General features: G+C 65.2%; 11 protein-coding genes. All 11 read right to left on the bottom strand.

Annotated features, from left to right (window positions below):
- A partial coding sequence (locus tag O3656_RS06620) for an SPFH domain-containing protein (protein WP_500063194.1) occupies window positions 1–688 on the bottom strand: 688 nt, incomplete at its 3' end.
- Between the two features lie 15 nt (window positions 689–703).
- Entirely contained in the window at window positions 704–1,312 is a 609-nt protein-coding gene (locus tag O3656_RS06625; protein ID WP_500063195.1) for a hypothetical protein, read from the bottom strand.
- Between the two features lie 1,354 nt (window positions 1,313–2,666).
- Window positions 2,667–4,580 carry a dipeptide ABC transporter ATP-binding protein gene (locus O3656_RS06630; RefSeq protein ID WP_500063196.1) on the bottom strand — a complete coding sequence of 638 codons (1,914 nt, stop codon included), beginning with the start codon at window positions 4,578–4,580 and terminating at the stop codon, window positions 2,667–2,669.
- Window positions 4,577–5,545: an ABC transporter permease gene (locus tag O3656_RS06635; protein ID WP_500063197.1), complete on the bottom strand. Its 969-nt coding sequence runs from the start codon at window positions 5,543–5,545 to the stop codon at window positions 4,577–4,579. Before O3656_RS06635 ends, O3656_RS06630 begins: the two co-directional genes overlap by 4 nt.
- Entirely contained in the window at window positions 5,538–6,464 is a 927-nt protein-coding gene (locus O3656_RS06640) for an ABC transporter permease (RefSeq protein WP_500063198.1), read from the bottom strand. The genes O3656_RS06635 and O3656_RS06640 overlap by 8 nt, the downstream gene beginning before the upstream one ends.
- A 301-nt stretch (window positions 6,465–6,765) precedes the next feature.
- A complete protein-coding gene (locus O3656_RS06645) occupies window positions 6,766–8,364 on the bottom strand; it encodes a peptide ABC transporter substrate-binding protein (protein ID WP_500063199.1) in 1,599 nt (532 codons plus the stop codon).
- 257 nt (window positions 8,365–8,621) lie between these two features.
- A complete protein-coding gene (locus tag O3656_RS06650; RefSeq protein WP_500063200.1) occupies window positions 8,622–9,539 on the bottom strand; it encodes an ABC transporter substrate-binding protein in 918 nt (305 codons plus the stop codon).
- Window positions 9,536–10,231 carry an ABC transporter permease gene (locus O3656_RS06655; protein ID WP_500063201.1) on the bottom strand — a complete coding sequence of 232 codons (696 nt, stop codon included), beginning with the start codon at window positions 10,229–10,231 and terminating at the stop codon, window positions 9,536–9,538. Before O3656_RS06655 ends, O3656_RS06650 begins: the two co-directional genes overlap by 4 nt.
- On the bottom strand, window positions 10,228–10,866 hold the full coding sequence (locus tag O3656_RS06660) for an ABC transporter permease (RefSeq protein ID WP_500063202.1): 639 nt from the start codon (window positions 10,864–10,866) through the stop codon (window positions 10,228–10,230). Before O3656_RS06660 ends, O3656_RS06655 begins: the two co-directional genes overlap by 4 nt.
- A complete protein-coding gene (locus O3656_RS06665; RefSeq protein WP_500063203.1) occupies window positions 10,863–11,690 on the bottom strand; it encodes an ABC transporter ATP-binding protein in 828 nt (275 codons plus the stop codon). The genes O3656_RS06660 and O3656_RS06665 overlap by 4 nt, the downstream gene beginning before the upstream one ends.
- The gene (locus O3656_RS06670; protein ID WP_500063204.1) at window positions 11,687–12,076 is read right to left on the bottom strand and encodes a MarR family winged helix-turn-helix transcriptional regulator; all 390 of its coding nucleotides are present in this window, start codon (window positions 12,074–12,076) and stop codon (window positions 11,687–11,689) included. The genes O3656_RS06665 and O3656_RS06670 overlap by 4 nt, the downstream gene beginning before the upstream one ends.
- Between the last annotated feature and the right edge of the window lie 195 nt (window positions 12,077–12,271).

Genomic DNA, 12,271 nt, shown 5'->3' on the forward strand with positions numbered 1-12,271 from the left:
CAATCTCGACCGCCTGTGCCGGCAGCTGGGAGATTCGATATGTGCTCGACATGCCATTTAGCGCAACGATGAACGACTGCAGAAATTCGGAAACCATCTGGCCACGAGCTTTGGGGTCGTCGAATGTGTAGCTGCTGACGTTCGCCGGTACGAAGTTGCGAATGAACTTATCGGCGTCGACGACCTTAACGGAGAATCCGCCATAGGCGTATATCTCAAGGTCGCATTCGTAGTAATGGTCATTGTAGACCTGTGGGCCTCTGGTGCCGAATTTGATGTCGCGAATCTCGCGAAGATTCACGAATGCTATGCGCTTTTCGGATGAGCTGATTCCGCCATGGGAGAATCGGTCGCCCAGCTGTCGGAAGAGCGAATCCGAGTTGCCGCCGCTGAAGACACTGGATTCGCCGTCTTGGTATTCGTATGGACCGGGCTCGGACACTACGGTCTCGATGCCTCCCTGGCTGAAGATATACGCCACGGTGTTTTCTGGTACGAAAATCTTGGAACCGTTTGAGATCACGCCTTGCGAGCCGAGGAGATTGCTTCCGCGCCCGTTGTTGGTGGACTTCAGAACGCCCGGAGCGACAACGGTGTGCTCGTCGAAATAGCCAGCGGTTATCAGGTCAAGCCATTGGTCGGCAAGGGTTCCGCCTAGTGAATCAGTTGCTGCTTTTATAAGTCCCATGTCAATCTCACCTTCTTAGAGCACTTGCTCGGTGTCGCAATACTTGCATACGGCGGTCTTGCCCTTTACGCCCGTAATTGGGGCGTGGCAACCGGAGCACTTTGTCGAAACACGCTCGACAGAGCTTTTCTGCTGTTGGCCCGATTTGCCGAATCCGAAGCCGAAGGCAGCACCGACTTCACCAAATGCGTCCCTAAGCTGGCCAACGACCGTATCCTCGAAGTCATATTCGGGTGCATCCTGGCTTTCGAGTGCATTCTCAGAATCCCTGCCGGTTACCAAGCGGCTGATCTCGTTCGCCCAAATGCCGGAGTTCTTCTTTGCTTTGGTCTGAAACGCAAATTCCTCGATACCCTGCTGCGTGTAAATCTGCAGAACAGCGGTTCCGTTCCGCGCTTTCCCCACAAGTGCCTGGCACTTGCCGCCAATCACCTTGACCTGATTCAGGGGAATGTAACGAACGCCCTTCGTCCCCATGAAGATACCCTTGCGGACGTGAATAAGATTGAGGTTGGTCAGAATTAGTTCGTCTGTGTAAGCGGTGCCGATCCTATTGGGCTCGTAGCAGATGCCCGTCTTTTGGAGCACAACCCCCTCGTTAGGCTGTAATTGATACTGAGCCATCCGAATACCTCCGTCTATGCAACGTCGTAGCGATCCGTACCCATATATGTCCCATATACTAGCAATAAATTCACCATGCTGTGAGCTTTGCTACTGATGGCGCTGCGGAGCCCCAAATGAGTGTTCCGGTCGCAGTAATGCGCGTGGGCGGCTCCGCCCACGCGCATGTTGAGGGGTGAACGTGCAGGTCAGCGGGTGAACGTGCAGGTCAGCGGGTGAACGTGCAGGTCAGCGGGTGAACGTGCAGGTCAGCGGGTGAACGTGCGATCTATCGGGTAGGCACTCGGAATAATGGGCTCACCTGCGAGCACATGCACCGTGCCAGACACCTGTGTGCCCAAAACGTAGACCACCTCGCCCACGACAGCCCGTTTTCGCCGGTTTTTGCCGAGGTGGACTGCACTTTGGGCACCATACTGCTGTGAGTCGCGGCCTCATCGCCGCCAAACGGGGGGAATTGCACTACATGAGGCTCCGACACGCCGGTGACACACCCCCGGAAGGCTTCGTGTAGTGCAAAACCCCCACCGCTAAGAGCGCGGAGGACGCCGAAGGGACCCCCGGGCCAGGCTGCGGCGCCCGTGGGTGGCGGGAGGTCGGCAACTGGAGACACGGGCGGTGCCGAGGTGAGGCAATACTCGCCGCCAAGGACCGCGTAGGGCCGCTGCCGGTACAAAATTCGCCCTGCTCGAGCTGCGCGGGGCCACTTCCGGTACAAAACTCGCCCTGCTCGCCCGAAATAGCCCTTTTTGGCGCGTTTTGTGCGTGCTGGGTGAGTTTTGTCCCGCCTGGACGCTGATGGAGCCGAGCAGGGCGATTTTTGTCCCGCCTGTGGGGCAGGGGTGGAGCTGTGGTGAAAGAAATACCGCCCCTGCGTGAGGTGTTGTGGGGTGCCGTGAAATATTCTTCGCCCCGGCACGCCGAAAAACGCTGTATTTTGCCCATTGTGGGCGAGCAGGGGCGATATTTCTTTCACTGAGGACGCAAGTCAAGCGGTTGGGCGCCCTGCTGGGGCGATATTTCTTTCACTCAGGCTCGCTGGAAGTGGCGGTGGCGGCCGTGGAGTGCGTCGACGAGGCCGAGGCCCCCATGCCGCGTGCCAGTGCGAGGCTGCGGCACCCGTGGACGGTGGCGGGGCCTGGCCGAACAACGATCCGACGCGCCAAGCCACACGTCAGTACACTATGCCCCACTGGTGTGGAGGGCGCCGGAGGGACCGCGGGGCCAGGCTGCGGCGCCCGGAACACCCGTGGGGCCACAAGCAACACCATCAATCGGGCCAAGCAACCCGGCAGCACACAGCAAAGGGCCCGAAGCGCCGCAGCGCCTCGGGCCCCTCGCGTGTGTCAGTTGCTCACAGGTTGAGCTGGATGTTGCGGCCGGGGACGGCCTCGATCAGCTCGCGCGTGTAGTCCTGGACCGGGTTGTTGAACAGCTCGTCCGTCGTGTTGGCCTCGACGAGCTTGCCCTTCTCCATGACGATCACGTCGTCGGCGATCTGGCGGACAACGGCCAGGTCGTGCGTGATGAACAGGTAGGACAGGCCCAGCTGCGCTTGCAGGTCGTTGAGCAGGTACAGGATCTGGTTCTGCACCAGCACGTCCAGGGCGGACACGGCCTCGTCCAGGACGATGACCTCCGGGTTGAGCGCGAGGGCGCGGGCCACGGCCACGCGCTGGCGCTGGCCGCCGGAGAGCTCGTTCGGGTAGCGGCGCATGGCGCTACGCGGCAGAGCCACCATGTCGAGCAGCTCGGAAGCGCGCGCGATGCGCAGCTTCTTCGGGTTGAACTCGCGCTTCTCGGCGGCCGTCAGCGAACGCTTCGCGTCGGCGGCCTCGACGAGGACGCGCATCCACTCCTCGGGCTCGCGGCCTGTGGCTTCGGCGCGCTTGATTTCGGCGCGCGCGTACTCCAGGGTGCCGTACCCGTGAATCTTGAGGGGCTCCTCGATCAGTCGGTAGATCGAGAACATGGGATCCAGCGAACCGTAGGGGTTCTGGAACACGGCCTGGAGGCGGCGGCGCAGGCGGAAGAGTTCGCCTTCGCTCATCTGCGAGGTGTCCTCGCCGTCGAAGTAGACCTTGCCCTCCGTCGGCGTCAGGAGCTGCAGCACCATGTTCGCGGCGGTGGACTTGCCGGAGCCGGACTCGCCGACGACCGCGAGGGTCGTGCCGCGGCGCAGCTCGAAGGACACGTCGTCGACGGCCAGGAAGGTGTCTTGGCCCTTCTTGGCGCCGCGGATGTCGAATTCCTTGGTGAGGTGCTCGGCGCGGATGATGGCGTCCGTGGAGGTCGCGCCCTTGCCGGAGCCGGTGAGCTCCTCTTCGGTGACCGAGATGCCGCGCGCGTGGGCGGACTCGATGCGCGCCGAGGCCAGGGAGGGCGCGGCGGACACGAGGCGCTTCGTGTAGGGGTGCTGGGGGTGCTGGAGGATCTCCAGGGCGGGACCGGATTCGACGATGCGGCCGCGGTGCATGACGACGAGCTGCTCGGCGCGCTCGGCGGCGAGGCCGAGGTCGTGCGTGATGAACAGCACGGCGGTGCCCATCTCGGCGGTCAGCTTGCCGAGGTGGTCGAGGATGCGGCGCTGGACGGTGACGTCCAGGGCGGAGGTCGGCTCGTCGGCGATCAGCAGTTTGGGGTGCGCGGCCATGCCGATGGCGATGAGGGCGCGCTGGCGCATACCGCCGGAGAACTCGTGCGGGAACTGCTTGGCGCGGCGTTCCGCGTCGGGCAGGCCGGCTTCCTCGAGGAGGGCGGTGACGCGCTGGCCGACCTCGGAGCGAGGCACGACGTTGTTCGCGACGAGGGCTTCCTTGACCTGCGTGCCCACGCGGAGCACGGGGTTGAGGTTACTCATCGGGTCCTGGGGGACGAGGCCGATGCCGGAGCCGCGCAGTTCCACCCACTGCTTGGTGGTCAGGTGGGTGATGTCGCGGCCGTCGAATTCGATGGTTCCGCCCGCGACCTTGCCGGTGCCCGGCAGGAGGCCGATGACGGCGGCGGCGGTCGTGGACTTACCGGAGCCGGACTCGCCGACGATGGCGACGGTCTGGCCGGGGTAGATGGTCAGGTTCGCGCCGCGCACGGCGGGGACGACGCCGGTCGAGGAGGTGAAGGTGACCTCCAGGTCCGTGATCTTGAGCAGGGGCTGCGCGTCGTCCGGGTGGATGTCGGACGAGGCCGGGGCCGCGCTGGGGGCGACGGCTCGTTCGACGACCTCTTCCATCTCCTTGTCGGAGAGCTGGGGGGTGTTCGTTTCGCTCACTTGCGTGCCTTCGGGTCGAGGGCTTCGCGCACGGCGTCGCCCATCATGATGAAGCTGAGGACGGTCATGGCCAGGGCCGCGCCCGGGTAGAACAGGACCATCGGGTTGGTGCGCAGGGACGTCTGGGCGGACGAGATGTCAGCGCCCCAGGAGACGACCGAGGTCGGCAGGCCGATGCCCATGAAGGACAGGGAGGCCTCGGACACGATGAAGGTGCCCAGTGCGACGGTTGCGTACACGATGATGGGGGCCATCGAGTTCGGGATGATGTGGCTCATGAGGATGCGCGCGCGGGAGGCACCGGTTGCTCGGGCCGCGGTGACGAACTCTTCGTTCTTGGCGCTCAGGACCGAACCGCGGGTGATGCGCGCGATGGAGGTCCAGCCGAACATGGACAGGACGATGACGACCATGAAGATGGAGCGCGAGCCCTTGAACATCTGCATGAACACGATCGCGGCCAGGAGCAGCGGGATCGCGAAGAACACGTCGGTGATGCGCGAGAGCAGGGCGTCGAACCAGCCGCCGAAGTAGCCGGCGAGTGCGCCGACGGTGCCGCCGATGAGCACGACCGCGATGGTCGTGAGGATGCCGACGGACACGGACGCGCGGGCGCCGTAGACGACGCGGGCGTAGATGTCGCAGCCCTGCTTGTCGAAGCCGAAGGGGTGACCCGCGGAGGGGCCAGCCAGCGACGAGGAGAGCTCGCAGAACTTCGGGTCGGTCGCGGTGAAGAGCGACGGGAAGAGGGCGAGGAGCGCGGCGAGCGCGATGATGGCCGCGGCGATCCAGAAGGTCGGGCGGCGGCGCAGGCGCTTCCAGGCCTCGCCCCACATGGATGAGGGCGCGCCCTCGTCGGCGACCGCGTCGACGGCACCGAGGCCGGTCTCGTCGATGTCGGAGACGTAGTGGTCCTGGCCCGCGCGGGTGCGGGCGATGTTGGCGGAAGGAATCTGGTCACTCATAGCGGATCCTCGGGTCGAGCACGGCGTACAGGAGGTCGACGATCAGGTTCGCGATGATGTAGACCAGCACGAGCACTGTTGTCACTGACACGACGGTCTGGGGTTCGCCCTTGATGATGGCGCTCCACAGGGTGCCGCCGACGCCGTGGATGTTGAAGATACCCTCGGTGATGATTGCGCCGCCCATGAGGGCGCCGAGGTCGCCGCCGATGAACGTGGCGACGGGGATGAGGGAGTTGCGCAGGATGTGGCGCGTCATGACGATGCCACCGGAGAGGCCCTTGGCGCGCGCGGTGCGCACGTAGTCGGCGGAGACGTTCTCGGAGACGGACTGGCGGGTTAGGCGGATGACGTATGCCAGGGAGACGCCGCCGAGCACCATGGCTGGCATGGTGAGGCTGCGCAGGTCGACGGAGGCCGAGGCCGTGGTCGGCAGGATCGCCAGCTGCACGCCCAGGACGTACTGGAGGACGAAGCCCAGGACGAAGGTGGGGACGGAGATCAGCAGCAGGGAGACAACGAGGATGGTGGAGTCGAACCACTTGCCGCGGCGCATGCCTGCGACGACGCCGAGGGCGATGCCGAGGAAGGTCTCGATGGCGAGGGCGTAGATGGCGAGCTTCGCGGTCGTCGGGAAGGCGGTCGCCATGATGGACGTGACCTTCTGGCCGTTGAACGCGGTGCCGAAGTCGAGTGTGAAGACTCCCTTGAGGTACAGCAGGTACTGCATCCAGAAGGGCTTGTCCAGGTTGTACTGGGCGCGGATCTGCGCGGCGGCGGCCTCGGAGAGGCCGCGGTCGCCACCGAGTGCGGCGACGGGGTCACCTGGCATCAGGTAGACCATCGCGAAGATCAGAAAGGTGGCTCCGAAGAAGACCGGGATGGTCTGGAGGAGTCGCCGTCCGATGTAGCGGAGCATGGACAATCCTTTAGTGTTCGTGTCGTGGGAGGGAGGGGTTCCGATCCCTGGCGGAGCCTCGTATGCGAGGCCGACTATGGACCCATCATAGGGTAAAGAATGGGCAAATGGCGTATCAGTCTCTGTATTTGTCTGCCGTATCAAACCCTTTGGGCCTTTTGGGGATAAAAGTGTGTGCCGCGTCAATGCGTGCGGGGAGGCCTCTTGTTGAGCTGCTCTGATGGCTGCGAGGCCGGTGGAGATACGCGAGGGGCGGGCGGCTCGCGCCGCCCGCCCCTGTGGCGAGGTTACCCTTGCGTGATCACTTCTTGGTGATCTGGTAGAACACGGGCTGACCCTTCCAGTCGAACTTGACGTTGTCGACGTTCTTGGACCATGCGCCGTTGGCGTTGGTGTACCACAGCGGAATGGCCGGCATGTCGCGCAGCAGGATGGTCTGAGCCTGCTCGAGGATCTTCGCGGCCTCGGCGCTGCTGGTGGCGGAGGACGCCTGGGTCACCAGGGAATCGAACTCGCTGTTGGAGTACTTGCCCTTGTTGGCGTCGGCGCCGGTGGCGAACTGGGGCTGCAGGAAGTTGTACAGCGCCGGGTAGTCGCCCTGCCAGCCGTTACGGAACGCGCCGGTCATCTCACCCTTGTCCTCTGCGTCGAGCAGGGACTTGAAGTCGGCGAAGGGGTTGCCTTCAGCGTCGATGCCCAGGGTGTTCTTGATGGAGTTGGCGGTCGCGTCGACCCATTCCTTGTGGCCACCGTCAGAGTTGTAGGCGATGGTGAAGGTGCCGTCCCACGGGGAGATGGCGTCGGCCTTGGCCCACAGTTCCTTGGCCTTCTCGGGGTTGTAGGTCAGGACCTCGTTGCCGGAGACGTTGGCGTCGTAGCCCTCGAGCGTCGGAGCGGTGAAGTCCTTGGAGGGGGTACGGGTGCCGTTGTAGATGGTCTTCACGATGGTCTCACGGTCGACGGCCATCGAGATGGCCTGGCGACGCAGCTGGCCTTCCTCACCGGAGAAGTGGGGCAGGTACTGCGGGATCGTGAAGTACTGTGCGCCAGCGTAGGGCTGGTTCACGGTGCGGCCGGAGAGCTCGGACTCGTAGGTGGCGAACACGGAGGCCGGCACGGCGTCGATGACGTCCACGGAGTCGGAGGACAGGTCCTGGTAGGCGGCATCGAGGCTCGAGTAGAAGACGAAGGTCACGCCGTCGTTCTGGGCCTTGGTGTCACCCACGTAGTTCTCGTTGGGGACGGCGGTGAACTTGACGTTGTGCTCCCACGCGTCGGCCGAGGCCATCTTGTAGGGGCCGTTGCCCACGGGGGCCTGGCCGCCGGCGTCGGGGTCAGCCAGCGTGGAGTCCGGGAGCGGCGCGTAGGCGACGTAGCCCAGGCGGGAAACGAAGTCCGAGGTGGGGTTCTTCAGCTTCGCGGTGAAGGTGTAGTCGTCGACCTCGGTCAGGCCGGTGATCTCACCGTTACCCTCGTCGTCGGTGCCCTCGAAGATGGTGAAGAAGGCAGCCTGCTGCTGCTGCTTCGAGGTGATCAGGTTCCAGGCCTTGATGAAGTTGTGGGCCTGGACGGGGGTGCCGTCGGAGAACTTGCGGTCGTTGTGGAGCTTAATGGTCCACTCGGACGCGTCCTCGTTGGGCTCGATGGACTCGGCGACGTCGAGGATGGCCTTGCCGTCGGTGTCGTAGCGGACGAGCTGGCTGAACAGGACGGACAGGATCTTGCCGCCGCCGTTTTCGTTGGTCAGGCCCGGCAGGAGCGGGTTCTGGGGCTCGGAGCCGTTCGTGGTGACGACCTTGTCGGCGGAGCCGGACGAGGACGTGGAGCCGCCGCCGGCGCAGGCGGTCAGAGCGAGCGCAGCAGCCGCGGGGATGACGAGCCATGCCTTCTTCAGGTTCATGGATTCTTCCTCCTGGTTGATGGGTGGAACTGGGGGCGGTGCCCTCAGGTATGGTCCGAGAGTAACCCCTGATGCCTGGAAGACACGAAAGATGTCCATCATGTGCGCATTACATTTTGGTTACAAACGTAAAAAGAAGGTCAAATAATGGTGTGGGTCACATAAAAACGGGCATGTTGTGACCAAGCATTCATGCGCCGAGGCCGGGGCTGAGCGTGCGCACACACCCGGCCCCGGCCCCGTCCCGAGAAGAGCGCTCAGGAGAGCAGCCCCTCCGAGATCAGCCAGTCGTGGGCGATCTGAGAGGCGGACTTCTGCTCGACCGTCGACTCCCGGTTCATCTCGATGAGATCCTGCACGTCCAACGCCTCGCTCACCCTGTTGATGACCGCGGTCGCGTCGTCGCTGACCCGCGACGAGGCCAGGGGTACCACGTGCGAAGCCAGGAACAAGCCCTTCGGGTCCGTCAGGACCGTCAGGCTTCCGTCCGCGAGCGCCGGGTCGGACGAGTAGATGTTCGCGAGCTGGATGTCGCCGTCCTTCAAGGCCTTGACCGTGAGGGGGCCGCCCGAATCCTCGATCGGGGTGAAGTTGACGGTCACTCCGTAGACGTCGGACAGTCCGGTCGGGCCGTAGGGGCGCGTGCGCAGCTCCGAATTGCCGCCCAGCGTCAGCGTGCCCGCGTTCGCGAGGTCGCCGATCAAGGTGAGCGAGTGTTCTTGCGCGAAGTCTGTCGTCACCACGTAGGAATCCTGGTCGGTCGCGCCCGCCTGCTCGAGGGCGCGCAAGCCATCGGGAAGGGCGCTGCGCAGCGCGTCGTACACCTCGTCGGAGGAGCGTGCGGTCGCATTGGGATCCAGGTACTGCAGGAGGTTGCCCGTGTACTCGGGGAAGACGTCGATCGAGCCGGCCTCAAGCTCGGGCATGTAGACCTCGCGCTGGCCGATCCGCATCTGGCGGTCGACTGCGAACCCGGCGCCCTCGAGCGCCTGTGCGTAGGCCTCGGCGATGATCTCGTTCGAGTAGTAGTCCTGCGACCCTACGACGAGCGTCGTCTGGCCGCTGTCCGAACTTCCGGTGCTCGCGTTACCGCCGACCGACTCTGCAGAACCGCAGGCGGCCAGCGCCAGGGCGGAAGCGGCGATAGCGGCCATCGTCATCATCGTGCGTTTCATCGTGACTCCTTGAGTGAGTTGTTCTCGTTGTCTGAGAAAGAATGGGTGCGGGCGCGAAGGCGTCGCGCCACCAGTGCCAGGAGCGCGTCGGTCGCCAGGGCGAGGGCGACGACGATGATCGCGCCGCCGATCATCTCCGCGTAGTCGCGGGTCTTCAGCCCCTCGTAGAGGAAGCGGCCGAGGCCGTAGTTCGCTGTGTATGCTGCGAGCGTCGTCGTCGCGATCACCTGGAGCGTCGCCGAACGCACGCCCGCCGCCACGAGGCCGGCCGCGTGCGGGGCCTCGACCTGCGTCAGCACCTGGGGCTCGGTCAGCCCGATCGCGCGCGCCGCATCCACGGTCGAGCGCGGCGTCGAGGCGATGCCCGAGTAGGTCGCCGACAGGAGCGGCGGGATCGCCAGGATCAAGAGCGCCAGGGTCGGAGCCGCCAGGCCGATGCCCAGCCACAGGCCCGCCAGCGTCAGGACGCCGAGGGTGGGAACCGCGCGGGCCGCGCCCGTCGCGCTCACCAGCCAGCGGCCCCTGCCCGTATGCCCGATCCACGTGCCCAGCGGCAGCGCGATTAGCGCAGCGAGCGCCACGATCAGGAGCGTGAGGCCCAGGTGCTGCGCGGCCCGCATCAGGATCCCGGACTCGCCCAGCCAGTGTGCGGGCACCGTCAGCCATTTCAGGGCGTCGAGGAGAATGCTCATGCCAGCCCCCTCCTCGTCCACGGGGTGAGAGCCCAGCCGATTCCCTGGATCAGCGCATCGATAACGAGCGCGAGGAGGACCGTCGCGACCAAGCCGGCCACGACCTCGGCGACGAGGCCGCGCTGAAAACCGTCAGTGAACAGCGTGCCCAGCGAGCGCACCCCGATAAACGCACCCACGGTCACGAGCGACACGGTCGACGTGGCAACCACGCGCGTGCCCGCCACGATGACGGGCGTCGCCAGCGGCAGTTCCACCTCGACGAAGCGCCTGGGCAGGGAATAGCCGCACGCGTTCGCCGCCCGCAGGGTCGCGCGCGGAATCGCGCGGAAACCCTCGGCGACCTGACGCACCAGCACCGCCACGCCGTACAGCGTCAGGACAATCACCATGTTGGCGGGCGAGCGTAGCGTAACCCCCACGATCACCGGAATGACGATTAGGAGTGGCAGCGACGGCACCGCGTACAGCGCCGACAAGGCCGACAGGACCCAGCCGCCGCGGCGCGAAAACGCCGCCCAGCGAGCGATCGTCACGGAAAACAGCACTGACAGTGCGATCGCTGGGAGGGCGGTCCACAGGTGTGCGAGCGTCAGGGAGCCGATGACCCCCCAGTTCGAGGACAGCCAGGTCACGGACGATCCCCGGCCTTGTCGGCGGCGAGTGTGCCCACGGGGGTTCCGGCCTCGTCGACGACCAGGCCGCCCGGCCCGGCGATGCGCACCGGGCGCGCGGCGCGCGAGGCGCCCACGAACTCCGCGACGAACGGCGACGCGGGGGAGGAGAGCAGCTCTGAGGGCGTGCCCACCTGCTCGATGCGGCCACCCGTCGAGAGGACGGCGACCTGGTCGCCCAGCGTGAACGCCTCGTCCACGTCGTGCGTGACGAAGAGGATCGTCGTACCCAGCGCCCGCTGGATCTCCTTTAGCTCGCGCTGCAGCTCCGCGCGCACGATCGGATCCAGCGCGCCAAAGGGCTCGTCCATCAGCAGGATGTCCGCGCGATTGGCCAGAGCCCGGGCCACGCCCACGCGCTGACGCTGCCCACCCGACAACTGAGCGGGGTAGCGCTGCGCCATCTCATCATCGAGGCCCACCAGACTCAGGAGCTCGAGCGCGCGCTCGCGGGAGGCCTGCTTCGTGGTGCCCTCCAGGCGCGGGACCGTCGCGATATTGTCGGCAATGCTTCGGTGGGGGAAGAGGCCGCCCTCCTGCAGGACGTAGCCGATCGAGCGGCGCAGGCGCACCGGATCCTCGCCCGCCACGTCCTCCCCGCGCACGAACACCGTGCCCGAGGTCGGGGTGACCATCGCGTTCACCATCCGCATGAGCGTCGTCTTGCCGCAGCCCGAGGTGCCCAGGAAGACGGTCGTGGAACCCTGCTCGACGGTGAGGGAAAAGTCGTCGACGGCTCGTGTGCCGCCCGGGTACGTCTTGGAGACGTGGTCGAAGCGAATCATGCGCGCTCCTTCGCGGCCTCGGTGATGAGCGCGAGGCTGCGCGTCAGCTCCTCGCGCTGGGCTGTGGACAGTGGCGCGAAGAGGCGTTCCTGCTCCGTCTCGACGATCATGCAGGCCTTCTCAAGGTGTGCCAGGCCCTCTTCCGTCACCGTCAGGATTATTGCGCGCCGGTCGTGCTCGCATGGGGTGCGGTGCACGAGCCCGTCTCGGTGGAGGCGATCCACGAGGCGCGAGGCCGCTCCCAGGGTGATGCCCTGGCTCGCGGCGACCTCCTGGATGCGGCACGCGGGGGTGTCGCGGACCGTGCGCAGGACGAGGAAACGGCCGAGCGTGAGCGCGTTTCCCGCCTCGGAGAGGGCGGATTCGACCGCGTTCCAGGCGTGCATTTCCGTGTGAATTAGCGCTGTGAATAGCGAGGGTGCACATGTTGCCATGTCCACTACCTTACACGTAAACAATTAACACGTATGGTTTTTGTCAGCGGAAATTTGTGCGCCGACGGATGACATATGTGCACGTCTGAGTCGTGAGTGTCAGAGGGAATCTGGCTGTGCGCCGGTCCTGCCAAGCCGCCCAAGCCC

Source organism: Pauljensenia sp. 27098_8_83 (assembly GCF_041432695.1).
Taxonomy (GTDB): Bacteria; Actinomycetota; Actinomycetes; order Actinomycetales; family Actinomycetaceae; genus Pauljensenia.